This window comes from Aestuarium zhoushanense (assembly GCF_056431045.1).
In genome coordinates this window covers 48805-72709 of record NZ_JBWKMA010000022.1, presented here as the reverse complement: position 1 = coordinate 72709, position 23905 = coordinate 48805, and the positions used below count along the sequence as shown (strand labels likewise).

Annotated in this window: 24 protein-coding genes; 6 read left to right on the top strand and 18 right to left on the bottom strand. The window is 58.6% G+C overall.

Annotation, left to right across the window (positions count from 1 at the left end; genetic code table 11):
* Positions 1 to 24 precede the first annotated feature (24 nt).
* From AC07ED_RS07840 to AC07ED_RS07820, 5 genes are all read right to left on the bottom strand, one after another.
* Positions 25 to 1395 carry a protein adenylyltransferase SelO gene (locus AC07ED_RS07840; RefSeq protein ID WP_105235294.1) on the bottom strand — a complete coding sequence of 457 codons (1371 nt, stop codon included), beginning with the start codon at positions 1393 to 1395 and terminating at the stop codon, positions 25 to 27.
* A 36-nt stretch (positions 1396 to 1431) separates the two neighbouring features.
* Positions 1432 to 1881 (bottom strand): GNAT family N-acetyltransferase, encoded by a 450-nt coding sequence (locus tag AC07ED_RS07835; protein WP_105235293.1) that lies wholly within the window; start codon positions 1879 to 1881, stop codon positions 1432 to 1434.
* The gene (locus AC07ED_RS07830) at positions 1878 to 2819 is read right to left on the bottom strand and encodes a nucleoside hydrolase (RefSeq protein WP_105235292.1); all 942 of its coding nucleotides are present in this window, start codon (positions 2817 to 2819) and stop codon (positions 1878 to 1880) included. The genes AC07ED_RS07835 and AC07ED_RS07830 overlap by 4 nt, the downstream gene beginning before the upstream one ends.
* 122 nt (positions 2820 to 2941) lie before the next feature.
* Positions 2942 to 3505: an acetolactate synthase small subunit gene (gene ilvN, locus AC07ED_RS07825; protein WP_105235291.1), complete on the bottom strand. Its 564-nt coding sequence runs from the start codon at positions 3503 to 3505 to the stop codon at positions 2942 to 2944.
* A 12-nt stretch (positions 3506 to 3517) separates the two neighbouring features.
* Positions 3518 to 5260, bottom strand: a complete 1743-nt coding sequence (locus AC07ED_RS07820) for an acetolactate synthase 3 large subunit (RefSeq protein WP_105235290.1) — start codon at positions 5258 to 5260, stop codon at positions 3518 to 3520.
* A 495-nt stretch (positions 5261 to 5755) separates the two neighbouring features.
* On the opposite strand from AC07ED_RS07820, the gene AC07ED_RS07815 reads away from it, so the two are divergent.
* Positions 5756 to 7597: a calcium-binding protein gene (locus tag AC07ED_RS07815; RefSeq protein WP_105235289.1), complete on the top strand. Its 1842-nt coding sequence runs from the start codon at positions 5756 to 5758 to the stop codon at positions 7595 to 7597.
* Between the two features lie 36 nt (positions 7598 to 7633).
* Here the strand turns inward: AC07ED_RS07815 and AC07ED_RS07810 are convergent, their stop codons facing one another.
* From AC07ED_RS07810 to AC07ED_RS07795, 4 genes are all read right to left on the bottom strand, one after another.
* Complete coding sequence (locus AC07ED_RS07810) at positions 7634 to 8458, bottom strand: arginyltransferase (protein WP_105235288.1); 825 nt, start codon at positions 8456 to 8458, stop codon at positions 7634 to 7636.
* Between the two features lie 71 nt (positions 8459 to 8529).
* Positions 8530 to 8964 (bottom strand): RDD family protein, encoded by a 435-nt coding sequence (locus AC07ED_RS07805; RefSeq protein WP_105235287.1) that lies wholly within the window; start codon positions 8962 to 8964, stop codon positions 8530 to 8532.
* A gap of 63 nt (positions 8965 to 9027) precedes the next feature.
* Positions 9028 to 9465, bottom strand: a complete 438-nt coding sequence (locus tag AC07ED_RS07800; RefSeq protein WP_105235286.1) for a DUF2852 domain-containing protein — start codon at positions 9463 to 9465, stop codon at positions 9028 to 9030.
* Between the two features lie 143 nt (positions 9466 to 9608).
* Complete coding sequence (locus tag AC07ED_RS07795; protein ID WP_105235285.1) at positions 9609 to 10076, bottom strand: YbaK/EbsC family protein; 468 nt, start codon at positions 10074 to 10076, stop codon at positions 9609 to 9611.
* A gap of 79 nt (positions 10077 to 10155) precedes the next feature.
* On the opposite strand from AC07ED_RS07795, the gene AC07ED_RS07790 reads away from it, so the two are divergent.
* Both AC07ED_RS07790 and AC07ED_RS07785 read left to right on the top strand, forming a co-directional pair.
* A complete protein-coding gene (locus tag AC07ED_RS07790; protein WP_105236364.1) occupies positions 10156 to 12915 on the top strand; it encodes a [protein-PII] uridylyltransferase family protein in 2760 nt (919 codons plus the stop codon).
* A 7-nt stretch (positions 12916 to 12922) separates the two neighbouring features.
* On the top strand, positions 12923 to 13195 hold the full coding sequence (locus tag AC07ED_RS07785) for a hypothetical protein (RefSeq protein ID WP_067548875.1): 273 nt from the start codon (positions 12923 to 12925) through the stop codon (positions 13193 to 13195).
* Positions 13196 to 13198: 3 nt separating this feature from the next.
* On the opposite strand, the gene eda is transcribed toward AC07ED_RS07785, so the two are convergent.
* Both eda and edd read right to left on the bottom strand, forming a co-directional pair.
* The gene (gene eda, locus AC07ED_RS07780) at positions 13199 to 13840 is read right to left on the bottom strand and encodes a bifunctional 4-hydroxy-2-oxoglutarate aldolase/2-dehydro-3-deoxy-phosphogluconate aldolase (protein WP_105235284.1); all 642 of its coding nucleotides are present in this window, start codon (positions 13838 to 13840) and stop codon (positions 13199 to 13201) included.
* A 31-nt stretch (positions 13841 to 13871) separates the two neighbouring features.
* Positions 13872 to 15677, bottom strand: coding sequence for a phosphogluconate dehydratase (edd, locus tag AC07ED_RS07775; RefSeq protein ID WP_105235283.1), 1806 nt, complete (start codon positions 15675 to 15677; stop codon positions 13872 to 13874).
* Between the two features lie 213 nt (positions 15678 to 15890).
* On the opposite strand from edd, the gene AC07ED_RS07770 reads away from it, so the two are divergent.
* Genes AC07ED_RS07770 through AC07ED_RS07760 form a run of 3 tightly spaced genes read left to right on the top strand, consistent with a single transcriptional unit; the run spans position 15891 to position 18254 of the window.
* Positions 15891 to 16478 (top strand): DUF6778 family protein, encoded by a 588-nt coding sequence (locus tag AC07ED_RS07770; RefSeq protein ID WP_105235282.1) that lies wholly within the window; start codon positions 15891 to 15893, stop codon positions 16476 to 16478.
* Between the two features lie 40 nt (positions 16479 to 16518).
* Positions 16519 to 17718, top strand: a complete 1200-nt coding sequence (locus AC07ED_RS07765; protein WP_105235281.1) for an RSP_2647 family RNA methyltransferase — start codon at positions 16519 to 16521, stop codon at positions 17716 to 17718.
* Positions 17715 to 18254: an RSP_2648 family PIN domain-containing protein gene (locus tag AC07ED_RS07760; protein ID WP_105235280.1), complete on the top strand. Its 540-nt coding sequence runs from the start codon at positions 17715 to 17717 to the stop codon at positions 18252 to 18254. The genes AC07ED_RS07765 and AC07ED_RS07760 overlap by 4 nt, the downstream gene beginning before the upstream one ends.
* Here AC07ED_RS07760 and AC07ED_RS07755 read toward each other — a convergent pair.
* The 7 genes from AC07ED_RS07755 to AC07ED_RS07725 form a co-directional block, all read right to left on the bottom strand.
* On the bottom strand, positions 18251 to 18928 hold the full coding sequence (locus AC07ED_RS07755; RefSeq protein ID WP_105235279.1) for a M48 family metallopeptidase: 678 nt from the start codon (positions 18926 to 18928) through the stop codon (positions 18251 to 18253). The genes AC07ED_RS07760 and AC07ED_RS07755 overlap by 4 nt on opposite strands.
* A 36-nt stretch (positions 18929 to 18964) precedes the next feature.
* Positions 18965 to 19567, bottom strand: coding sequence for a DedA family protein (locus AC07ED_RS07750; protein WP_105235278.1), 603 nt, complete (start codon positions 19565 to 19567; stop codon positions 18965 to 18967).
* Positions 19564 to 19902 (bottom strand): hypothetical protein, encoded by a 339-nt coding sequence (locus AC07ED_RS07745; protein WP_105235277.1) that lies wholly within the window; start codon positions 19900 to 19902, stop codon positions 19564 to 19566. Before AC07ED_RS07745 ends, AC07ED_RS07750 begins: the two co-directional genes overlap by 4 nt.
* On the bottom strand, positions 19899 to 21083 hold the full coding sequence (locus AC07ED_RS07740) for a vWA domain-containing protein (protein ID WP_105235276.1): 1185 nt from the start codon (positions 21081 to 21083) through the stop codon (positions 19899 to 19901). The genes AC07ED_RS07745 and AC07ED_RS07740 overlap by 4 nt, the downstream gene beginning before the upstream one ends.
* 3 nt (positions 21084 to 21086) lie before the next feature.
* The gene (locus tag AC07ED_RS07735) at positions 21087 to 21260 is read right to left on the bottom strand and encodes a hypothetical protein (RefSeq protein WP_167668774.1); all 174 of its coding nucleotides are present in this window, start codon (positions 21258 to 21260) and stop codon (positions 21087 to 21089) included.
* A gap of 13 nt (positions 21261 to 21273) precedes the next feature.
* The gene (locus AC07ED_RS07730; protein WP_105235275.1) at positions 21274 to 22623 is read right to left on the bottom strand and encodes a DUF2927 domain-containing protein; all 1350 of its coding nucleotides are present in this window, start codon (positions 22621 to 22623) and stop codon (positions 21274 to 21276) included.
* A gap of 422 nt (positions 22624 to 23045) precedes the next feature.
* A complete protein-coding gene (locus AC07ED_RS07725; RefSeq protein ID WP_105235273.1) occupies positions 23046 to 23885 on the bottom strand; it encodes an AAA family ATPase in 840 nt (279 codons plus the stop codon).
* Between the last annotated feature and the right edge of the window lie 20 nt (positions 23886 to 23905).

Below are 23905 nucleotides of genomic sequence, written 5' to 3'. Positions count from 1 at the left end.
GGATATTTGGGGCACAAAGGAGCCTTAGGTGCCGCAGAAGGTGGCCGTGACCCGTTCGTGCGGTTCGGGGGCACGAGCTAAATCGGGGTTTTTGGTAAAGGGCGCGATGACGGCAGAGAGCATCGCGTCAAAGGGCGCGCGGTTGCCCTCTGTTGCTTCGCGAATGACTTCTTCGATGCGGTGAAGGCGTGGGATGACCTGCGGGTTCGTTTGCGCGGCGAGGGCGAGGTCGGGTTTTGCGGCCATCCAATCACTGCGCCAATCGGCATAATCTTTGTGGCCGAGTGGCTCGTCGAGGTTGGCGAAAGTGAGGGTGAAGTCCGTGCCCGTATCCTCCATCATCTTGAGGAACCGTTGGGCTATGGGTTCTGCCTGATCCGATGCGGTAAGGCCGAGTTTCGGGGCGAAATGGCGAATCCATGCACTGCGATAGAGGCCAGCGAAGTCACCCATCATAGCGTTCAAACGCTCGACAGTGGCGTCTTGATCGGGGGCCATGGGGACGAGGCTCGATGCGAATTGGGCGATGTTCCAGATCGCGATATGCGGCTGGTTGGCATAGGCATAGCGTCCCATGCGGTCGATGGATGATAGCACTGTCGCTGGGTGGTAGGAGTCCATAAACGTGCAAGGACCGTAGTCGATAGTTTCGCCTGAAACCGTCATATTGTCGGTGTTCATCACCCCATGGATAAAGCCGAGCGCCGCCCAGCGGGCGATGAGGTCCGCCTGACGCTCCATCATTTGGGCGACGACATCCTCGACCGTTTCAGCGGTGGGGAAATGGCGGGCAAGGGTGTGATCGTAGAGCGCGCGTAACGCCTGTTCGTCGCCGCGAAAGGCTTGAAGTTGGAAGGTGCCAACGCGGATATGGCTAGAGGCGACGCGGGTGAGGATCGCGCCGGGGACGGGGCCTTCGCGGAGGATTTGTTCGCCTGTGGTCACTGCGGCGAGGGCGCGGGTTGTCGGCACGCCAAGCGCGTTCATCGCCTCTGACACGAGATATTCGCGGATCACAGGGCCGAGGCCAGCTCGGCCATCGCCAGCGCGGGAATATGGGCTGCGGCCTGATCCTTTGAGTTGGAGGTCAAAGCGGCCTTTGTCGCAGATAACCTCGCCCAAGAGGAGCGCGCGACCGTCACCAAGCCCTGGGTTCCATTGGCCGAATTGGTGGCCGCCGTAGGCTTGGGCGATCGGGTCAGCACCATCGGGCACCGCGTTGCCCGCAAAGACATCGATGTTGGCGCGGAGGGCTTTGGGGTCCGCGCCAAGATCGCGGGCGAGCGCGTCGTTCAGGGCAAAGAACTGAGGCGCACGAACGGGTGTCGCGGTTTGGCGGGTGTAAAGCTGCGCGGGGAGCCGAGCGTAGCTGTTATCAAAGGCGAAAAGTTGCATGATATCTATATGGGGCGCCGGGCTGCGATAACCAGATCAGAGCGTATCGGTCAGCACCAACAGCCCGTCGCGCTGGCGGAAACCAACCCGTTCGCAAAAGGCGATCAGCGATGGATCGGGCGAAGGCAGACGAGCATGCAGGGCCTTGACGCCACCTTGACCCAAGGCGACGGCGACGGCATGGAGCACCTCAGTCCCAATGCCACGGCGGCGCACGGATTGACGGATAAACGTCTCATCGACCCAGCCTTCCATCCCGCCAAGCGCGATCGACCAGCCAAAGGTCACCAGCACATAGCCCAAGGGCGCACGTTGCGGACCAATGAGCCAGATCGCTCCGTGGGGTGACCCGTTCAGCAATGGGGTGATGGCGCGGCGGCGGCCTTCGTCATCGGATGGGATACCGATTTCGGCATGGTTGCGTTCGACAAGCGAAAGCACACGGTCGAGCGCGTCGGGACCCGCGAGCGTGATCGAGGTGGTCATAGGCGTGAAATCCGATCTGTCAGCAGACGGTAGAAGCCTTCGGCGTGAAGGTCACCGATGAACAACGCATTGGGTTTGCGTCCTGTCACGCGCCACCAATCAGCCACGGTCATGCCGAGTGTCAATTCGGACTGGGTTTCGATCTCTACGTTGATGTAGCGGCCAGAAAACAGATGCGGGTCAATGAGATAGGCGATGGTGCAAGGGTCGTGGAGCGGCGCACCTTCGGAGCCGTATTTCTCCATATCGAAGCGTTCAAAGAAGTCGGTCCATTCCGCGACCATCGTGCCAACATGGGTGCCCATATTGCGGAAGGCATCGATGCGGGATTTCGTGGTCAGCGCCTTATGCGTCACGTCCAAAGGCATGACGACGAGGGGGACGCCTGATTGAAACACGATCTGGGCTGCTTCGGGATCAACGTAGATGTTGAACTCTGCGGCGGGTGTGATGTTGCCGACCTCAAAATAAGCACCGCCCATGAGGACGATTTCCTGCACGCGCGGGATGATATCAGGGGCGCGTTCAAAAGCGGTCGCGATATTCGTTAGTGGTCCGATGGGGCAAAGCGTGACTGTGCCTTCGGGTTCGTTGCGCAGGGTTTCGATAATGAAATCAACGGCGTGCTGGTCCTGTAGCGGCATGGTCGGATCAGGAAATTGCGGACCGTCGAGGCCCGTTTTGCCGTGCACGTGTTCTGCGGTGACCAGTTTGCGTTTCATCGGCGCATCGCAGCCTGCATAGACCTTAACGTCAGGACGACCTGCGAGTTCACAGACAATCCGCGCGTTTTTTTGCGTGAGCGGCAGGGGCACATTGCCTGCAACGGCGGTGATGCCGAGTAGGTCGATGTCATCAGGGCTGCCAAGGGCCAAAAGAATGGCGACTGCGTCGTCTTGGCCGGGGTCGGTGTCGATGATGATTTTACGGGGTGCCATGACTGCCTCTTGTTCGCGTATTGCGGGCACAGTGCAGGGGCTTGGCCGTAGGTTCAAGCAGAAAGGACGCGTCGTCCCCCAGCGTCAAAAAAGGGCGGGATATGATCCCGCCCGTTCTGAATTTAGTGATCGCCGCGCGAGAGGGCCGCAACGCCCGTGCGGGCCACCTCGACCAGACCCAAGGGACGCATCAGGTCAGCAAAGGCGTCGATTTTCTCGGGCGTGCCGGTCAGTTCGAACACAAAGCTCTGCAGTGTTGTGTCGACCACGCTGGCGCGGAAGATATCGGCAAGGCGGAGCGCCTCAACACGCTGCTCGCCTTTGCCTGCGACCTTAAAGAGGCCCAGTTCACGCTCAACGCTCGGTCCTTCTGCGGTGAGGTCATGAACCTCGAGCACGGGAATGATGCGGCCCAGTTGGGCTTTGATCTGAACGATCACCTGTGGGGTGCCAGAGGTGACGATAGTGATGCGCGACTTGTGACCTTCGTGGTCGACTTCGGCCACGGTGAGGCTTTCTATGTTGTAGCCGCGACCCGAAAACAGGCCGATCACACGGGCGAGTACGCCCGGTTCGTTCATCACAGTGACTGCAAGGGTATGGCGTTCAACGGTGTCGCCATAGGTCGAGCGTAGGTCATAAGCCGAGTGAGAGGAGGAGCCTTTTTTGATCCGTAGTGCAGACATCTTCAGTGCTCCTTAAACTAGGGTTGCGCCGCTGGCGAATGCCGCAGCATCTGCAGCAAGCAGCATTTCGTTGTGCGGTTTGCCCGATGGGATCATCGGGAAGCAGTTCTCGTGTTTCTCAACAAGGCAGTCAAAGATCACAGGACCGTCGTGTTTGATCATCTCCATGATCGCGTCGTCGAGGTCAGCGGGGTCTTTGCAGATGATGCCTTTGGCACCGAACGCTTCGGCGAGTTTGACGAAGTCGGGCAGGGATTCAGACCACGACGACGAATAGCGTTCGCCGTGCAGCAGTTCTTGCCACTGACGGACCATGCCGAGGCGTTCGTTGTTGAGGATGAACTGTTTTACGGGCAGGCGATACTGCATCGCGGTGCCCATTTCTTGCATGTTCATCAGCCAAGACGCTTCGCCCGCGACGTTGATAACGAGAGCATCGCGGTGAGCCATCTGAACGCCGATAGACGCAGGGAAACCGTAGCCCATTGTGCCCAGGCCGCCCGAAGTCATCCAACGGTTCGGATCTTCAAAGCCGAGGAACTGTGCGGCCCACATCTGGTGCTGGCCAACCTCGGTCGTGATGTAACGATCCATGCCTTTGGTCAGTTCTTCGAGACGTTGCAGCGCATATTGCGGTTTGATCGTCTTTTCAGAGCCCGTGTAGGCGAGGCAGTCAATTTTGCGCCATTCGTTGATCTGGGTCCACCATTTCGCCAGACCTTCTTTTTCGGTCACGCGGCCACGGGATTTCCAGACTTTCAGGATGTCCTCGAGGACATGCGCAACATCGCCAACGATGCCGAGGTCAACGTGGATGACCTTGTTGATCGAGGACGGATCGATATCGATGTGAACCTTTTTCGACTTTGGCGAGAAAGCATCGATGCGGCCCGTGATACGGTCGTCGAAACGTGCGCCGATGTTGATCATCAGATCACAGTCGTGCATCGCCATGTTGGCTTCATAGAGGCCGTGCATACCCAGCATACCGAGCCATTTGTCGCCAGACGCAGGATATGCGCCCAGACCCATCAGGGTCGAGGTGATCGGGAAGCCGGTTGCTTCGACCAACTCGCGCAGCAGTTGGGAGGCCGCAGGGCCAGAGTTGATGACGCCGCCGCCTGTATAAAAGATCGGGCGTTTGGATTTCTCCATCAGCTTCACGAGGTCATTGATGCCCTCGATGGAACCCTTAACCTGTGGCTGGTAGTGTGATTTGCGTTTGGTCTTTTCGGTGTATTCGGCAGTCGCAAATTGAACATCCTTCGGGATGTCGATCAGAACCGGACCTGGACGACCCGAAGACGCAATGTGGAACGCTTCGTGGATGGTGCCCGACAGCTGAGCGGTGTCTTTGACCAGCCAGTTGTGTTTGGTACAAGGACGGGTGATGCCAACGGTGTCGGCCTCTTGGAACGCATCCGAACCAATCATGAAGGTCGGAACCTGACCCGAGAAAACAACGATCGGGATCGAGTCCATCAGCGCGTCGGTCAGACCTGTGACAGCGTTCGTCGCTCCTGGACCTGAGGTTACGAGGGCAACGCCAACCTTACCAGTCGAGCGTGCATACCCTTCGGCGGCGTGGATCGCAGCCTGTTCGTGACGGACCAGAACGTGGGTGATGTCGCTCTGTTGGAAAATTTCGTCATAGATCGGTAGCACGGCGCCGCCGGGGTAACCGAATATCGTGTCCACACCCTGATCTTTCAGAGCTTGAACAACCATTTTAGCGCCGGTCATCTGACGAGACATCTTCGTTCTTCCTTATCCTGCGTCGTCGTTACTTTTAACGTCGTTTTCATACAAAAAAGCCCCCGAGATTTTCGGGGGCGCATGGGGAACCGTTATGGTAAAACCGTTACCGGCCCATGCGCCATTTTCCCACCACTACTAGAAGGTTTTTCATCCCTCGGGCCTTTCGATTACGTGCGCGAACCTTATGCACGCCGGAAAAGCGAGGTCAACCTGTCTGGTAGAGAAAATGTCGCGAGGCGGGCATTTTTCGCAACTTTCTTTCAATTTGTCGCGGGTGGGGTCGAATCGATAAGGGACCGCTTGGGGCGGTTAACTGGTTAACGGGCCGTTAAATCGCAGGGCTTTGGGCGAGATTGTTTCTCAGTTCACATCAATCAGAGTTATTCACTGGATTTGTGAGGGCGGCTAAGCCACCGCGTTAGGAATTTCTTTACGATTGTGTCGAAAATGAGGCATGGTCCCTATGGTTGTTTAATCGTGGGGGATTTTAGAATGACTTTGATTAATGATCTGATTGCTGCACGTCAGGCCGTTACCGCAGTTGGTGTGACCTATTTGGTCCCAGCGGTTGATATTGGAAACGCGGCAGGGACGAGCGTTTTTATCTGGGAAGAACCGTCACTTGCGACCGATGGGGCGACCGACTTGTTCGTGGCGCTGGTCGATGCCGATGACAACGTCATCCCGCAAGGCACCCAAGAGATCGTCGGTATTGGGCCGACCCAGACGGGCGATACGCTCTATGTCTATTCCGACACGGGCGTTGTGACGCTCGAATATGAATCAACCGATGGTCTGGTGAAATTGGAACTGACCGTCGATGGCGAGAACCTGACGGACATTGCAGTCACGCCTATTGACGACTTTAGCGTCAACGTCGATGCGGACCTCGCGGTTTTCGATGGCACCGAGGACGGTGAAACGATCAACGGCAGCGCGGTTGCCGATCAGATCAACGGATATGGCGGTAATGACGACCTGCGCGGCTTTAATGGCGACGATGTGATCGACGCGGGCGCGGGGGCTGACACGGTGCGCGGTGGCACGGGCGATGATTTCGTTTCGGGCGGTGTGGGCAACGATATTATCTATGGCCAAGGCGGCAATGACGAACTGAACGGCAACAACGGTCAAGATTCGATCTACGGCGGGTTCGGTGACGATAAGGTCTTTGGCGGCGAAGGCGGCGACTTGCTCAAGGGTGGCGCTGGCAACGATATCATGCGCGGCGGTGCTGGGGCGGATAACGTCTCGGGCGGGGCTGGCAATGATACGATCAACGGCAACCTTGGTGATGACGCGCTCTATGGTGGTCGCGGCGACGATACGGTCAGCGGCGGCACGGGCGACGACAGCATTTGGGGTGCCTTGGGCGATGACGTGCTCTACGGTGATGCTGGTAACGACGTGGTCCTTGGTAACTCTGGCGACGACCTGATCTATGGCGGTGACGGTGACGACAAACTGCACGGTGGTGCGGATGATGACACCATCAATGGCGGCAATGGCAGCGATGTTGTGACGGGCGGCGCAGGCAATGATGTGATCGACACTTCGGGCAATCTGGCGACCGAGGTCGTGGTTGCCGATATCGCCCTTGGTACTGTGAGCGGCACGCCAGACATGGCCTATGAAGGTGTGTTCACCGCAGACACCGATCCAACAGACGATATGGATACGGTCTGGGGCGGCAACGGCGCTGACACGATCATCACAGGCGACGACGCGGACCAAGTTTGGGGCGGTAAGGGTGATGACACCATTGACGGCGGCTTTGACAACGACACGCTCTACGGCAACTTTGGTAAGGACATGATCATCGGGGGTGAAGGCGCCGACTATATCAACGGCGGCTCTGGCGACGACGTGATCTATGGCGGCCAAGGCCCTGATGAGGTGCAAATCCTCGACATCGCTGATGTAGGCGAAACACCTGATCTGGCCCCCGACAACGATGACGACGACATTTATGGCGGTGGCGGCAACGACACCATCTACGGTGGCGATGACAGCGATACGATCCACGGCGGGGTCGGTGACGACTTTATCCAAGGTGGCATCGACGACGACGCGCTGTTTGGTGATGCGGGCAATGACATCTTTGACTTTGCGGATGGTGACGGGTCCGACGTGATCGGCGACTTTACCATCGGTGAGGATAAGGTGCAGATCCTTGGTGGCTCGTTCGGCGACCTGATGCTGTCCCAAGACGAAAGCGCCGCGATCATTGAATATGGCGACCTGATGATCCGTATGGAAAACATGAACGCAGATGATCTGACGGCGTCGGACTTCTTGTTCGGGGATATCCTAGAGCCGATTGCGGTCGGATAATCTAGGCGACAGTCAAACTAAAAGAGCGGTGCGCGATCAGCGCACCGTTTTGCTATCGGGCAGTTGGATGCGCGATACCTGCTCTGCAATCGGATCGATCGAGAGCGGATGGGTCGTTGCCTCGTAATCGTCGGGATTGCCGATGTCCTGCCATGCGCCCTGATAGAAAATCTCGAGCGCGGAATAGTTCGATTTATAGCCCATCTTAGGGCTGCCAGGCACCCAATAGCCTAAGTAGACATAAGGAAGACCCATTTCGCGGGCGATTTCGATATGGTCAAGCACGAGGTACGTGCCGAGCGATTGGCGCTCTAGCTCTGGGTCAAAGAAGGAATAAACCATGCTCAGCCCGTCATCGAGGATGTCGGTCAGGCAGACGGCGCGCAGGGCGCGATCTTCGTCCGTGACATCGGTATATTCAATGAGCCGCGTGCGGATCGGCGTTTCCTCAACCATGGCCGCAAATTCAAAGAGGTCCATGTCCGCCATCCCGCCCGTTGCGTGACGACTGTCGAGGTAGGTGCGGAACAGATCGAACTGTTCCTCAGTTGCCCAAGGGCTGGTCGCACGGCGGGCGAGGGACTTATTGCGTTTGATCACGCGGCGCTGGCTTTTGGATGGTGCAAAATCCGCAACCCTGATGCGGGCGGACATACAGGCCGAACAGTCGGAGCAGGATGGGCGGTAAAGCACGTTTTGCGACCGACGAAAGCCCTGTTTGGACAGTGCATCGTTGAGCTTTGTTGCGCCGTCGCCCTGAAGTGCAGTGAACAGCTTCCGCTCCATCCGTCCGTCGAGATACGGACAGGGCTGCGGGGCCGTCACATAAAACTGGGGCGCTATCGGGAGCGTGTGGCGCATTAATACTCGGATCGCAAAGAATTTGCGCGAGGTTAGCAACCTCGCGCTGTTTGTCCAAGTCTCTACGACGACTAAAGCATTCTGTTTATAGCGGCAGTGCCTAGAATGTGATCCGTCAGACCTTGGTTCCGTTCAGAGAGGAGCATCATCAGCACCGAAACGAGCTGCAGCGGGAAGACTGCGATTGAAACGGTATAGCCAACGGTGTGCCAAAACGCGGTGCGACTGTCCAAGCGGTGGCCGTCGCTGTCACGCAATTCGACGCCCATCATCCGCATCCCCCACGTGGCGCCAGCGCCTGACAGGGTTGACCAGCGATAGATGAACCCCACCACAAACAAAAACACAGGGAAAAAGAACAGGGCGGTGAAGGCCGTAAAGGGGATCAGAACGATTGCCGTACCAAGGATCAGTGCCGTGTCGATCACCCACGCAATCGCGCGCTTGGCGGTGACACCGTCGTAGAAGTCGGCGCGCATCTGAGGATCAGGAAGGCCGTAGGTCATTGTATCGCTTTCATGGTCAGAGGGCGGGTGGCCGAGGGGAGCGGCCACCCGAGGGTAATTGGATTAGACGGTTTCGTCTTCTTCTTTGGGCGCACGAGCGGCACGCGCACGGTCATCCATGAATTGATCGAATTCCGATTTGTCTTTGGCTTCGCGCAGACGTTCGAGGAAGGCCTCAAAGTCCTGCTGTTCCTGTTCGAGGCGGCGCAGCGTTTCGTTTTTGTAAGCGTCGAACGCAGAGTTGCCAGAGGTTCGGTAGGCCGCGTGCGAACCAAAGGGCGACTGTGCCTTGCGGCGGTTAGAACATTTTCCACTGAACATGCGTTTGCTCCAGATCATATATGCAAGAAGGGCGAGGCCGACCGGCCAGAAAAAGATAAAGCCAAGGACCATAGCGGCGATCCAAGCGCCTTTGCCGCGTTCGTCGAGCCAAGTTTCGGCCCGCGAGAACCAGCCACCTTTCGGTGCGGTCGGGTGAGGGGTCGTAAAGGTATCAGACATTGAAGGGCTCCGTTTCGGGGGTGATGTTAATCCGTTTCACATCACCGATATCGGAATGCCCAACCCCACCTTCAAGGGTCTATGTTAAAGATTTTCACATTTATTTCCGGTTGTGCGATTAAGGGATTGATCCCGTTCAGAAATTATTTCGTGAAATCGGCAGAATTTGCGCCTGTGATCCGCAAAAGATCGGCAGGGGCGATGGGAAAGATATGGCGCGGGGTGCCCGCTGCGGCCCAAATTTCGGTGAATTCCGACAGGCGCGGATCGAAAAACGCACGGATCGGGTTTAGGTGGCCGACAGGGGACACACCGCCAATGGCAAAGCCTGTCTGCGCCCGCACGAGGTTTGCATCGGCACGGCCCAAAGGTTCGCCTGCTAGTGCGGTGGCCTTATCCGCGCAGACTTGGTTCCCGCCTGCGGTCAGGAACAGGATCGCTTCGCCTGAGGTTTCGCCCTGAAAGATGATCGATTTGGCGATTTGGTCGATGGTGCAGCCTGCGGCCTCTGCGGCTTGGGCGGCGGTGCGAGCTTCGCCCAATTCGACGGGCGTGATGTCGAGACCCGCGTCATGGAGCGCTTTGGTCACACGTTTCAGGCTCTTGCTCATCACTTTCTCCGCTTTGCGTCTGATCAAGGCAGTTGAATGGGGAATTGACGAAAATTCAATGGCCTATGAGAGTGTGCCCATGACCTTCGAATCCCGACTGACCCGCACCCCCCGTCCATTTGATCCTGACCGTGCAGAGGACTCTATCGGCTATTTGCCTGACACCCCAGCGGGGCTGGTGCCCTTGGTCAAAGGGGCAGGCGGGTGCAGCCCCTATTTGCTCGACCTGATGAAGAAAGAAGCGGCGTGGATCGTGCCTGCATTTGACGACCCCGAGGCGGCGTTCAAGGGTGTCCTGACAGAGGTCGCAGCACTTTCGGTTGATCAGCTGTCTTCTGGCCTGAGGCAAGCAAAACGGCGTGTGGCTCTGCTGACGGGCTTGGCTGATTTGGGTGGGGTATGGCCGCTGGAAACGGTCACCCAAGCGCTCTCTGATTTCGCGGATGCCTCTGTCGATGTGTGTCTAAAGACCCTCGTAGCGCATGAGATTGGGCGCGGGAAAATCCCTGGCCTAACTGACGAGGCCGCTGAAACGGCGGGCGGGATGGTTGCTTTGGCCATGGGCAAGGGCGGCGCGGGAGAGTTGAACTATTCCTCTGACATCGACCTGATTATGCTCTTTGACGAAGAGCGTTTCGATGACAGCAATTACCACGACGCGCGGGCGGCCTTTATCCGTGTGACGCGCAAGATGACCACGCTTTTGTCGGATAACACCGCCGAAGGTTACGTGTTCCGCACCGACCTGCGTTTACGTCCCGATGCCAGCGTCACGCCCGTCTGTATCCCGATGATCGCGGCTGAGCATTACTACGAATCCGTTGGTCGGACGTGGGAACGTGCCGCTTACATTAAGGCCCGTCCAGCTGCGGGCGACCTTGAAGGCGGGGCGAAGTTTCTTGAAACCCTGCGCCCGTTTGTTTGGCGCAAGCACCTCGATTTTGCGGCGATTCAGGATGCCCATGATATGCGGCTGAAAATCCGCGACCATAAGGGGCTGCATGGGGCGCTGAACCTTGATGGGCATAATATTAAGCTAGGTCGTGGCGGGATCAGGGAGATCGAGTTCTTCACCCAGACCCGTCAGTTGATTGCGGGTGGACGTGATCCGAAATTGCGGGTGCGTGAAACACGGCGCGGGCTGGAACGGCTTGCGGCAGCGGGGTGGGTGCCTGAGCAAGACGCTGTAACGCTCTATGATCATTACCGTTTCCATCGCGAGGTCGAACACCGTGTTCAGATGATCAACGACCAGCAAACCCATGCTTTGCCAAATTCGGCAGAAGGTTGGGCGCGACTTGCGGCCTTTATGGATCGCGACGTTGTGGACCTACGGGCGGAACTGACCAACCGGTGCGAAGAGGTGCACACCCTGACCGAAGGGTTCTTTGCCCCTGGTCAGGCGGCAAAGCCCGAGGACGATTTTGGCGCAGAGATGGAAGCCCAGTGGCGCGGCTATCCTGCGTTCCGGTCGGAGCGCGCGGTCGATATTTTTAAACGTCTGAAGCCAGAGATTTTCGGTCGCTTGAAAGAGGCGGCAAAGCCCGATGAGGCGCTGTTGCAATTCGACGGGTTCTTGCGCGGATTGCCTGCAGGGGTTCAACTGTTTTCGCTCTTTGATGCGAACCCGTCGCTGACCCAATTGATCGTGGACATTTGCTCGACGGCCCCTGCGCTAGCGCAATATCTGTCTCGGAACTCTGACGTGTTCGACATGGTGATTGGCGGGTCGTTCTTTGCCTCTTGGCCCGGCGTTGAAGAATTGTCGCGGTTGCTCGCTCGCGCAATGTCCGAGGCCCCCGATTATGAGGCGCAGCTGAATATGGCGCGGCGGTTCATGAAGGAATGGCACTTCCGCGTTGGCGTGCATCATCTGCGCGGATTGATCGATGCCCAAGAAAGTGGGCGCCAATATGCGGAACTGGCAGAGGCCGTGATCGCGGGGCTTTGGCCGCTGGTCGTCGCAGAGTTCAGCGCGAAACATGGCACTCCTCCGGGGCGTGGGGCTGTGGTCCTTGGCATGGGATCGCTCGGGGCTGCGCGGCTCAATGCGGGATCAGACCTCGACCTGATAATGATCTACGACGATCAGGGCGTTGAGATGTCCGACGGGCGACGTCCTCTTGCGACGCGCCCCTATTACGCCCGCCTGACCCAAGCGCTCTTGACCGCTGTGACTGCACCGATGACAGACGGGCGGCTATACGAGGTCGACATGCGACTTCGCCCATCAGGGCGGCAGGGGCCTGTCGCGACCTCGATCCTATCGTTCGACAATTACCAGCGGACAGAGGCGTGGACATGGGAACACCTCGCGCTGACGCGCGCGCGGCCTGTGGCGGGGAACATGGAATTGGGCGCAGAGGTCGAGGCACTCCGCCTCGCGGTGCTCAACGAAAAGTCGACGGGCGCGGCGGTATTGACCGATGTTGCCGATATGCGCCGTCGCATCGCCGAGGCCAAAGCGCCTCAGGGTGATTGGGACGCGAAAATTGGGGCGGGACGGTTGCAGGATGTCGAACTTTGCGCCCAGACAGCAGCGTTGCGAGCGGGTAGTGCAGCACGCACCGTGCCCGAACAGATCGCGGCGGGTGTCGCCTCTGGATGGCTGGATGCCGCGGATGAAGCGGCCCTAACACGTTCTGCCGCGCTATTTTGGCAACTGCAGGCAGCAGCCCGACTTCTCACGGGGGGTGTTTTACATCCCGAAGACCTTGGCGAAGGCGGTCGGCGCTTTATCTTGCGGGAGACCGGATGTGCGGACACCGACAGCTTACTTCAGACGATGGAGGCAGCCGCGGCAGAGGCGGATGCGGTTATCACCCGTTTGTTGGATTAGATGGACCATGTCAAAAGACAAACTCGACCCTGTAGGCGTTATTCGCGAGTCCTATAACATCGACGGCATTGGTGCCGACGATTGCCGGACGATTTTCCTTGGCTGGGTTCTCAAGGTGCCTGTCGAAGAGGACACCGATGATTTCGTGCGTCAGCTGTTAGAGCGGCACGCGGACGAGCCAGCAGATCACCCGATGACGGTGACGCTCAAGGCGGCTCTGGAAAAAACAGACCGCCCGGCGCGGCGCGGCGGACGGTCTGCACGGGTTATCACCCAGTAGGGATTAGCGGGCGAGCGCGGCGGCCTCTTTGGCCAATGCCTCGATCCCAGCCCAATCGCCAGCTTTGACGAGGTTCGCAGGTGCGACCCATGATCCACCGCAGCACAGCACGTTGGACAGCGACAGGTAGTCGTTGACGTTCTTCATGCTGATGCCACCAGTGGGGCAGAATTTGACCTGCGGGATCGGTGCGCCAATCGCCTTGAGCGCAGGGGCGCCGCCATTTGCTTCGGCTGGGAAGAACTTCATTACGGTATAGCCGCGCGCGTAGAGCTTCATCACGTCCGACGGGGTTGCGGTGCCTGGGAGGAGCGGCAGGTCGTTTGCCTCGCACGCGTCAAGCAGTTCGTCGGTCACACCAGGCGACACGCCAAAGGTCGCGCCCGCAGCCTTGGCCGCTTCGACGTCTTTTGGGGTGAGGAGGGTGCCCGCACCAACAACGCCACCCTGAACGGTTGCCATCTCGCGGATGACATCAAGGGCAGAAGGCGTGCGCAGCGTCACTTCGAGCGCAGGCAGACCACCTGCGACGAGGGCGCGTGCGAGATCCGCAGCGGTGCTTGCGTCGTCTACGACGAGAACGGGAACAACGGGGGCCAGTTTGCAAATTTTGCGGGCTTCGATGGATGCAGCTTCAGGGGTCATATGTTTAATCCTGTTGAATGAATGGGCGCGGTCAGAGGACGACCGCAGCGCCGTCAGAAGCGAGGCCGACATTGCGGCGGAAAACGTCAAAGAGTTCGCGGCCAACGCCGTTGCCATTTGCCGAAAGGTCAGGCGTAGCGGCAGTGCGGGTGGACAGGTCCACGCCGATCACCTCGAGCGTGCCAGCCTTTGCGTCGAGGCGAACAATGTCACCATCTTGCAGATAGGCGAGCGGACCACCGTTCGCGGCCTCGGGTGAAACGTGGATCGCGGCAGGCACTTTGCCCGACGCGCCTGACATACGGCCATCGGTCACCAGTGCCATTTTATACCCGCGGTCTTGCAGAACCGAGAGGGTCGGCGTCAGCGAGTGCAATTCAGGCATCCCGTTCGAGGACGGACCTTGAAAGCGGACAACAACCACCGTGTCCCCCGTGAACTCGCCGTTCTGGAAGGCTTTTTTCACGTCGGCCTGTTCGTGGAACACGCGGCAGGGCGCTTCGATGATTTGGCGGTCCTCGGCGACGGCAGAGACTTTGATCACCCCACGGCCAAGGTTGCCCGTCAGCTGTTGCAGGCCACCATGCGCGTTGAACGGCTCTGCCACGGGGCGGAGGATTTTGTCGTTCAGTGTTTCTTTGGGGCCTTCTGCGTATTGCACACGGCCGTCTGCGAGTTTCGGCTCTTGGGTGTAGCGCTCAAGTCCCTTGCCCGCGATCGTGGTCACGTCGTCGTGCAACAGACCAGCGTTCAGCAGCTCGGAGATCATGAACTGAAGACCGCCCGCCGCGTGGAAGTGGTTCACGTCAGCGAGGCCGTTTGGATAGACCTTTGCCAAGAGCGGAACCGCTTCAGACAATTGCGCGAAATCTTCGAGGTCGAGGATGATCCCCGCCGCACGGGCCATCGCAGGCAGGTGCAGAACGAGGTTCGTTGACCCACCCGTTGCCATCAGACCCACGATACCGTTCACAAAGGCGCGTTCATCCAGCACGTCACAGGCGGGCGTAAATTCGTTGCCCAGCGACGTGATCTGCGCCGCACGTTCAACGCCGGCAACAGTGAGTGCATCACGCAATGGAGTGTTCGGGTTCACGAAAGACGAACCGGGGAGGTGGAGGCCCATGAACTCCATCAACATTTGGTTGGTGTTCGCGGTGCCGTAGAAGGTGCAGGTGCCCGGACCGTGGTAAGAGGCCATTTCAGCCTCCATCAGTTTGTCACGGCCCACTTCACCTGTTGCGAATTTCTGGCGGACCTTGGCCTTTTCGTCGTTCGGCAGGCCAGATGTCATCGGTCCAGCGGGGATGAACACCGCAGGGAGATAGCCAAAAGTCGCCGCAGCCATCACGAGGCCGGGCACGATTTTATCGCAGACGCCAAGGTAAAGCGCGGCATCAAAGGTGTTGTGCGATAGGCCAACGCCAGCAGCCAGCGCGATCACGTCGCGGGAAAAGAGCGACAACTCCATTCCCGTTTGGCCTTGGGTCACGCCATCGCACATCGCAGGCACACCGCCCGCGACCTGCGCCGTCGCGCCGACCTTACGGGCGATATCGCGGATCATGGCGGGGTAGGTTTCATACGGCTGATGCGCCGAGAGCATATCGTTGTAGGCAGTAATAATGCCGAGGTTCGGGGCGCGGTCGTCAACGAGCGCTGCCTTGTCTGCACCCATCGCAGCATAGGCGTGAGCTTGGTTTCCGCAGGCGAGGTGGGCACGGCGCGGCCCTTGGGCAGCAGCGGCTGACATGTGGTCCAGATAGGTGCTGCGCGTGTTTTCACTGCGCGCGCGGATACGGTCGGTTACCTCGACTAGCGTCCGGTGAAGGGACATTGGATTCTCCTGCGGTCTCTCTCTCGACGGGCCGTTTAGCATAATATGTTAACGCTAACAACTATCATGACAACAGAAAACCCATCGGTGCCGTGAGAGCGAAGTTTCACGAAATCAGACCACTCCCGCCACAGTTGTGCCTATATTCGAATGGATAGTTAATCAAACCTTAATGGTAGAAGAGTGGCCGAATGGCTACCGAAGGGACTGAAGATGCGACTTTTGAAAACAGTATTGGCAACTGCACTGGTGTTCTTTGTTGCTGGGTGTGTGAGTGACAATGGTGTAACCCGAAATGCAACGCTAGAGGCACCGTTGCCTTCGGTGGGTGAGCAGGCTTTGCCGAGCTACACCGTGCGGAACGTTCAGATCATTGTGCCCGAGACACTTTCCGTCTCTGAGGCAAATTCGATTAAACCTGTAGCCGACATCGTGTGGCGTGGGGATATCGGTGGCACGCGTCATGAACAACTCCGCGTGCTGTTCGAAGAGGCCGCTCGCGATGGTGCGGAACGTCTGCGTGGTCAGGTGCCTGTCGTTGCTGAAATGACGCTGACGCGGTTCCACGGCCTGACCCAGCGTACACGCTATTCTTTTCAGGGCGACTACGACATCAACTTTGTCCTTGTAGTGCGCAATGCCAATACAGGCGACGTGATCGAAGGTCCGCGCAATGTGCGCCTCGTCCTTGATAGCCCGCATCCCGACGATGTGTTGGCGATGGATGCCCGCGGCTATTCCGAGCGGATGTTCGTTAAGGACTACCTTGTTGGTGCGCTTGCACAGGTTCTGACGCACTAACAGCCTTTCCGAGGCTTGCGAAACAGAGTAGGAGGGCGGCATGAACATGCCGTCCTCTTTGCCTATTGTGCGCCTCATGCCCAAAGCTGACGCCAGAGCGATCCGCTTTGGTTTCCCTTGGGTTTATTCCAACGACCTCGTCACCGACCGCCGCACCAAGGCGATCGAGGCGGGCGCTATTGCCGAATTGCAGGATGCCGAACGGCAACCGCTCGGCCTTGTGGCGTTTAATCCAGACTCGCGCATTATCGCGCGGATGTTGGATCGCGATACATCGGCGGTGATTGATCAGGCGTGGATTGCGGCGCGCCTGAAAAAGGCGCTCGACCATCGCGAACGTGTCTTTGCAGAACCGTTCTATCGTTTGGTTCATGCTGAGGCTGACGGGTTCCCTGGCGTTGTGATCGACCGTTTCGGGGATACTGTTGTGATGCAGCCGAACGCAGCTTGGGCGGATCGTCTGGTGCCTGAGTTTACAGCGGCTCTCCAAGAGGTCGTGGGTATTAAGACCGTGATCATGAACGGGTCTGGTCGTGCGCGTGGCCTTGAAGGTTTGCCTGAGGAAATGAAGGTCGTAGCGGGCGATGCCCCAACAGCGCCGATCCCCGTGCCGATGAACGGTGCGATCTATATGGCAGACGTTATGGGCGGCCAGAAAACGGGCCTGTTCTATGACCAACGCCCGAACCATGCGTTCAATGCGGGGCTGTGTAAGGGCGCGAAAGTGCTCGACGTATTTTCACACGTGGGTGGGTTCTCGCTCGCTGCACTTGCTGGCGGCGCAGAGAGTGCGCTGGCGGTTGATGGATCGGCTGCGGCGCTATCGCTTGCCGAACAAGGCGCAGAGGCGATGGGTGTGTCGTCGAAATTCGCAACCCGCAAGGGCGATGCGTTTGACGTGCTAGCGGCCTTGGCTGAAGAAGGCGAAACCTTTGACGTGGTCGTCTGTGATCCACCTGCCTTTGCCCCGTCGAAACAGTCGCTTGAGGCTGGCTTGCGGGCTTATGAACGTGTGGCGCGTCTTGCTGCGCCGCTCGTACGTGAGGGCGGTTACCTCGCGCTGTGTTCCTGTTCGCACGCAGCGGACCTGTCGAAATTCCGCAATGCCTCGGCACGTGGGATCGGTCGGGCAGGGCGCTCTGCGCAGATCATCCACACGGGCTACGCTGGGGCCGATCACCCGATGATGCCGCAACTCGCAGAGAGCGGATATCTGAAATCCGTCTTTTTCCGCCTGTGAGAGTTCTGATCGACGCCTGCGTTCTGTTTCCCACGGTCATGCGGGAAGTGGTGCTGGGCGTCGCGGCGCAGGGGCTGTTTGAACCTCGCTGGTCGGATCGCATCCTCGAAGAATGGGCGCGAGCAACGCCCAAGCTCGGCACGGGGGCCGAGGCCATTGCGCGGGGCGAGATCGCGCTGTTGTCCGCACGGTTCCCACGGGCGATTGTCCCTGTCGCGCCCCATGTCGAACAACGGCTGTGGCTCTCGGACGAGAACGACATTCACGTGCTGGCTTCGGCGATTGCTGGGTCGTGTGACGCGATCCTGACGATCAACGCCAAAGATTTCCCGAAACACGTATTGGCCGAAGAGGGCCTAGCGCGGCTGGACCCTGACGGGTTCCTTTATTCCCTCTGGCTCGACCATCCCGCGCAGGTCCAAGCCGCAGCAGATGCCGTTCTGGCAGAGGCACGGCGATTGTCGGCGGACGATTGGACCATGCGGTCCCTTATGAAAAAAGCGCGGTTGCCCCGTTTGGGTAAAGCGCTGGATTAAGCCCACTTTGCCGTGTTGTCGCGGATGGCGGCGATGCGTTCTTCGGCCTTTGGATGGCTCAATAGCCATGCAGGGATTTGGTTCGCGTGGCCACCAGAGAGCCGTTCGAGTTTCTGAAACAGGCTGATCTGTGGGTCGGCCCCGATCCCCGCCTTGAGCAAGAGCGCGGTGGCATAGGCGTCGGCCTCGTATTCATCACGGCGGGACAGTTTCGCGGCCAAGAGCGACAAGAGCGTATTGGCGAGCCACGGCCCGATCACCGGAATAAACCGACCGAGGATCCCCATCAGCAGCATCCGCAGTGCGTTTTGCCCACTGAAATCTATCATCCGGCGGCGCGAATGGCCCAAGGCCACGTGACCCATTTCATGGGCGATCACACTGGCGATCTCTTCGCCTGTGACCTCACCTGTGCGGAACTTTTGCAGGAACCCACGGGTGATGAAAATCCGTCCGTCAGGGGCGGCCAGACCGTTGATCTGGGGGATTTCGTAGACAAAGACCCGCACCCTTGGAATATCGAGAGCCTTGGCCAACCTGTCGGTTACAGGTTTCAGCGCAGGATCGGCGAGTTCCGTCGATTTCGCATCCAGCTCGCGCCGCAAACGCCACGACGAGAAATGCCACATGGCGAGGGCATAGAGGATCGGGAGGACGAAAATCAGATAGCGCATGGTGTAAATATGGGGACCTCACGCCCCGCGACAAGCCTAACCATGGCGATGATGATCGCGCCATCGTTTCCACAACCAATGGCCAAAGCCTAACGTGAGGACGAGCGCGACCAGAAGGCCCGAGAGGTCAGAGGCAACTTCTGCCGCATAGATGATCTGATCCGCGAACAAGAGGCCGAGGGTGATGTAGATGAAAACCCAAACGGCCTCGCCTGCGGCGCCCCAGATGGTGAACCGCAGACGGTTCATCCCCACGATCCCGCCCGCGACATTGGCATATGGCCCCAGCGGGCTGAGCGCCCAACGGCTAAGGAAAATTGCGATGCCGCCATGTTTTTGGGTGAGGTCTTGGGCCTGTTGAAACAGCTTCGCCCGTTTTGGGTGGCTAGTGATCTGATGGCGGATGTGGCGGCCACCATGTTTTCCGATGATATATCCCGTCTGATCGCCCACCATCGCGCCCCCAAAGGCCGCAGAGGACACGGCGAGGTAGCTCAGATCACCCGCGCCAACAAAGGCGCCCCCCGCCATCATCGCAAGAGAGGCGGGGATCGGTAGGGCGAGGCACGACAGGAAGGTTACAATGAACAAGATCCACGCGCCATAAACCGCGACTTGCCCCAAAACCCATTCGGTCACCGCGCATTCTCCGCCAAAAAGGCCTGAACTTCGGCGATGACTTGGGCCACGGGGACACCGCGCATCTCTGCGATATCTTCGAGCGTTGGTCGGCCTTCGGGTTTTTCCGTGATGCCGATGGCGTTGGCTAGGTCGCGGCTATCCACATGCCAGCTGTGCGCGATGAAACCAGGGGTCATCCATTCCGCAGGATCAACGCGCCGATGGGCGGGATCGTTCCAAAACAGCATGTCGAGCACGAATTTAACCAGGAAGAACCCCAGCAAAACGACAGCCAGCACAAAGCCAACAATGGCGATGCGGTGTTTGGTAAAGAAACGGTTTAGCCTGCTCATCCCAGCGCCTTCATGCCGCGTTCGATCCCTTCGAGCGTCATTGGCACCATGCGGTCAGCACCAAAGATGTCGCGGATCATTCCGATGGATTGAGTATACCCCCAAAGCCGTTCCGGAACAGGGTTGATCCACAGGTGATTGGACCACTGATCTCGCGCCCGTTCGAGCCAAACCTGTCCTGCCTCTTCGTTCCAATGTTCATTGGCCCCGCCGCGATAGGCGATTTCATAGGGGGACATCGAGGCGTCACCGACAAAGATGCATTTGTAGTCGGGGCCATAGGTGTGCAGCACGTCCCATGTGGGCGTTTGCGCATTCCAACGGCGGGCATTGTCGCGCCAAACGCCTTCGTAGAGGCAGTTATGGAAATAGAAATGTTCGAGGTGTTTGAACTCGCTCCGTGCGGCGCTGAACAGTTCTTCGACCACCTTGATATGCGGGTCCATTGAGCCGCCGATGTCAAAGAACAGCAGCACCTTCACCGCGTTGCGCCGTTCGGGGCGGGTCTGCACATCGAGATAGCCGTGCTCTGCCGTGGCGCGGATCGTGCCGTCGAGGTCCAATTCATCCGCCGCCCCATCGCGTGCCCATTTGCGTAGACGTTTCAGAGCGACCTTAATGTTTCGGGTGCCAAGTTCGACGCTATCGTCGAGGTTCTTGAATTCCCTTTTGTCCCAGACTTTTACGGCACGTTGGTGTCGTGATTTGTCTTGGCCGATACGGACGCCTTCGGGGTTGTAGCCATAGGCGCCAAAGGGCGACGTGCCCGCTGTACCGACCCATTTCGATCCACCCTGATGGCGGCCCTTTTGCTCTTCGAGCCGCTGTTTCAGCGTCTCCATCAGCTTTTCAAACCCACCGAGCGATTGGATTTCGGCTTTTTCCTCCTCGCTCAGCGTCTTTTCCGCGAGCTTGCGGAGCCATTCCTCGGGGAGGTCCATCGCCTCGACCACATCGTCGAAACTGATGGCGTCAAGACCTTCAAAACTGGCGGCAAAGGCGCGGTCGAATTTGTCGAGGTGGCGTTCATCTTTTACCAGCGCGGCGCGGGCGAGGTAGTAAAACGCATCCACGTCATATGTGGCGATCCCTGCGGCAAGCCCGTCGAGGAACGACAGAAACTCCCGCAACGAGACCGGCACGCCGCCTTTCCGAAGGGTTTCGAAAAACGGCAGAAACATCGGTTACGGCCGATAGCTGCGGTCGATCCCGATCATGATGAACAGCGCGATCGTGCCGAGGATTAGCGCATAAACCGCAGCCCATTGCAGGATGTCGAGGGCGGAGCCGCCCCGTAGCTTTGCCCGAAGGCCCCCGAAAATGGCACCGAGAAGCAGGCCGAAAATGGGGATAAGCATGGGGCGTTTCTCCTTATCTTGGATCGAGTGCGGCAACCTCGCGCAATCGGGTCCTGACGTTTTGATCAGAGCCAAATCCATACCGCGCCCACGCCAGACTGTCCATGCGGGTTTGGGACGCCTCTGACGCGCGACCGAGGTTGTCCAGTGCTTCGGCTTTGAACATCATGAGGGTTGCAAGTAGGGCCGCGTTTTCATGGGCGGCGGCAATCGGGATTGCCTCATTCGTGATCTGCAGGGTCTGGATGTTGTCTCCTTCAGAAAGAGAGAACGCCGCGAGTTGCACCGCCACATGGGCGCGTTGCAAACGGGTTTCGGCACTGGCGCGATAGGCGCGGTCTGCTGCCTCGAACGCGGCACGGGCGAGGGCAGGGTCGCGCCCGACTTGCAGGCGACCATAAACAAAATTGGCAAAGCCTTCGCGGGTGTTCGACCATCCATAGCTACGCGCAAGGTTCACAGCGCGCTCTGCCGCGGCGGTTCGTCCACCAGCGGGTGTCCCAGAGGACAGCGCCGTTTCCATCGCGTCAATCCAGTCGCGGGACGTGTCGTTGACGGGCCGACCGTCGCTGCGTTCACCGGCGGGGTTCAACCGAGCTAGAATGGCGGGCAGGCGCGCGGCGACTTCACCGCGGGTCATGCCATTGCGCAGTTCGGGCGAATAATAGGCCTTGAGCATCAGCATATCAAAGCTGGTCAGCACCGCATGCATGTTATCGTCGTTAAAGATCGAATCCGGCAGGCGGTAGAGATCGTTGAGCGGGCCGATGGCTTGGGCTAGTTCTTCGTGCAGGCAGTCGCGAATTTCTTGCGGTGCCACATCGGCGGGCACAAAGACGGTCGCGCGGTCACGGCGTTCCAGAGTGGTCCAATCGACCTGCGGCGTGCGGCGCACTTGTTTAAACTCTTCCCAGCTTGACACTCGGGGCACAACGAAACAAGCGGCGCGTGGGACAGCGCGGGTTAGCTCGGCCCGAGGAATGGCTTGGATTGTGATGGCTGCCTCAGGCGCACCTGTGAGGAAAATGTCGATGCCCGCCTCGTTCTGCATCCGCGCCAAAAGCGCGCGCAAATCGGTGACGAGGGTCGCATTGGCGGGGCCAGTGACGCGCACTGAAATCGGGCCTTCGAACCGTGTGAGCGTGGCAATCGGGCGACCGCTCTCCATCCGGAACGAGAGGTCGAGGAAATCGCGCAGTAGTTCGCTGTTCGGGCGGGTCGGCAAGGAGACGTTGTTATTCGCAAAGGTCCGCATCGGCGGCAGGTGATCCTCCATGCTCAGCGCACGGGTCGGTTCAAACGTCTGCGGCATCGGTGTGCAGGCGGTCAGCGTTGTTACGGCCATAAGGTAGGCAGCTCTCATAGCAGGCCTCCTTTGGGCAGACAGGTCGCATTGGCGCCCAGCAGGGTGGCGCCAATTGTTTGTAACAGTCCAGACAGGCGCGATTGCGCGGTCTGGTGATCTTTAACGGTCCACAGCCTAGCCCGACCCGCAACCATTGCGGGGGGGAACTGGCGGCATTCGACCGGCATTTTTGCCTTGGTCAAAGTGCTCTCCTCAATTTACCCACAACCCTAACCTGCCGAAGGAGTGGGGCCGCATTCAGATCGCAAAGGGGTTTTACCAAGGCGAGCCTCACGCAACACGACAACTAAAAGGCGTCGTGCTGCCACAAATCACGCGAAAAATGGCAATTGTTTACCAATTTGGCGAAATCGTGTCGCAGCCGCGCCACTATCGTAGTGCGTGGCAACAATCGTGCCGCTAGATGTTGAATCGAGGCCTTAGCGCGCCCGACGCGCCATAAAGGCGAGTCGTTCGAAAAGATGAACGTCCTGTTCATTTTTCAGCAGCGCGCCGTGCAGTTTCGGCAGCGCATTGCCCGAATCCTGTCGCAGATCCTCAGCGCTGAGGTCTTCGGCGAGGAGGAGTTTCAGCCAGTCGAGCACTTCAGAGGTCGATGGTTTCTTTTTCAACCCAGGGGTTTCACGCACTTCAAAGAAGCGGGTGAGGGCGGTCGACAAAAGGTCGGCTTTGATATTGGGGTGATGGACCGCGATGATCTGGCGCAGCGTGTCGGCATCGGGGAAACGAATGTAGTGAAAGAAACAACGGCGCAGAAACGCGTCGGGCAGTTCCTTTTCATTGTTCGAGGTGATGATGACGATCGGGCGGTTGGTGGCGCGGATCGTTTCGCCCGTCTCATAGACATGGAACTCCATCCGATCGAGTTCTTGCAACAGGTCGTTCGGAAATTCGATGTCGGCCTTGTCGACCTCATCAATCAAAAGGACGACCTTTTCGTCGGCCTCAAACGCCTGCCAGAGCTTACCTTTTTTGATGTAGTTTTTCACGTCATGGACGCGTTCGTCGCCTAGCTGGCTGTCCCGAAGGCGGCTCACCGCGTCGTATTCATAAAGACCCTGTTGCGCCTTTGTGGTCGATTTGATGTTCCATTCGATCATCCGCAGACCAAGCGCCGCAGCGACCTGACGAGCCAGTTCCGTTTTACCCGTTCCCGGTTCCCCCTTGACCAAGAGCGGACGTTCCAGCGTGACCGCGGCATTCACCGCAACCTTAAGATCGTCGCCAGCCACATAAGAATCGGTTCCGTTGAACTGCATTGTCGTCCGTCCCTTCAAAG

Excerpts from the sequence above, each read along its gene's own strand:
- AC07ED_RS07770 (WP_105235282.1), top strand. The coding sequence starts at position 15,891 with ATGCGACTTTTGAAAACAGTATTGGCAACTGCACTGGTGTTCTTTGTT.
- AC07ED_RS07795 (WP_105235285.1), bottom strand. The coding sequence starts at position 10,076 with ATGAGCAAGAGCCTGAAACGTGTGACCAAAGCGCTCCATGACGCGGGT.
- AC07ED_RS07815 (WP_105235289.1), top strand. The coding sequence starts at position 5,756 with ATGACTTTGATTAATGATCTGATTGCTGCACGTCAGGCCGTTACCGCA.
- eda (WP_105235284.1), bottom strand. The coding sequence starts at position 13,840 with ATGACCCCTGAAGCTGCATCCATCGAAGCCCGCAAAATTTGCAAACTG.
- AC07ED_RS07820 (WP_105235290.1), bottom strand. The coding sequence starts at position 5,260 with ATGTCTCGTCAGATGACCGGCGCTAAAATGGTTGTTCAAGCTCTGAAA.
- AC07ED_RS07810 (WP_105235288.1), bottom strand. The coding sequence starts at position 8,458 with ATGCGCCACACGCTCCCGATAGCGCCCCAGTTTTATGTGACGGCCCCG.
- AC07ED_RS07745 (WP_105235277.1), bottom strand. The coding sequence starts at position 19,902 with ATGAGCAGGCTAAACCGTTTCTTTACCAAACACCGCATCGCCATTGTT.
- AC07ED_RS07725 (WP_105235273.1), bottom strand. The coding sequence starts at position 23,885 with ATGCAGTTCAACGGAACCGATTCTTATGTGGCTGGCGACGATCTTAAG.
- AC07ED_RS07805 (WP_105235287.1), bottom strand. The coding sequence starts at position 8,964 with ATGACCTACGGCCTTCCTGATCCTCAGATGCGCGCCGACTTCTACGAC.
- AC07ED_RS07800 (WP_105235286.1), bottom strand. The coding sequence starts at position 9,465 with ATGTCTGATACCTTTACGACCCCTCACCCGACCGCACCGAAAGGTGGC.
- AC07ED_RS07740 (WP_105235276.1), bottom strand. The coding sequence starts at position 21,083 with ATGTTTCTGCCGTTTTTCGAAACCCTTCGGAAAGGCGGCGTGCCGGTC.
- ilvN (WP_105235291.1), bottom strand. The coding sequence starts at position 3,505 with ATGTCTGCACTACGGATCAAAAAAGGCTCCTCCTCTCACTCGGCTTAT.
- AC07ED_RS07840 (WP_105235294.1), bottom strand. The coding sequence starts at position 1,395 with ATGCAACTTTTCGCCTTTGATAACAGCTACGCTCGGCTCCCCGCGCAG.
- edd (WP_105235283.1), bottom strand. The coding sequence starts at position 15,677 with ATGTCCCTTCACCGGACGCTAGTCGAGGTAACCGACCGTATCCGCGCG.
- AC07ED_RS07835 (WP_105235293.1), bottom strand. The coding sequence starts at position 1,881 with ATGACCACCTCGATCACGCTCGCGGGTCCCGACGCGCTCGACCGTGTG.
- AC07ED_RS07790 (WP_105236364.1), top strand. The coding sequence starts at position 10,156 with ATGACCTTCGAATCCCGACTGACCCGCACCCCCCGTCCATTTGATCCT.
- AC07ED_RS07755 (WP_105235279.1), bottom strand. The coding sequence starts at position 18,928 with ATGCGCTATCTGATTTTCGTCCTCCCGATCCTCTATGCCCTCGCCATG.
- AC07ED_RS07830 (WP_105235292.1), bottom strand. The coding sequence starts at position 2,819 with ATGGCACCCCGTAAAATCATCATCGACACCGACCCCGGCCAAGACGAC.
- AC07ED_RS07765 (WP_105235281.1), top strand. The coding sequence starts at position 16,519 with ATGAACATGCCGTCCTCTTTGCCTATTGTGCGCCTCATGCCCAAAGCT.
- AC07ED_RS07785 (WP_067548875.1), top strand. The coding sequence starts at position 12,923 with ATGTCAAAAGACAAACTCGACCCTGTAGGCGTTATTCGCGAGTCCTAT.
- AC07ED_RS07735 (WP_167668774.1), bottom strand. The coding sequence starts at position 21,260 with ATGCTTATCCCCATTTTCGGCCTGCTTCTCGGTGCCATTTTCGGGGGC.
- AC07ED_RS07730 (WP_105235275.1), bottom strand. The coding sequence starts at position 22,623 with ATGAGAGCTGCCTACCTTATGGCCGTAACAACGCTGACCGCCTGCACA.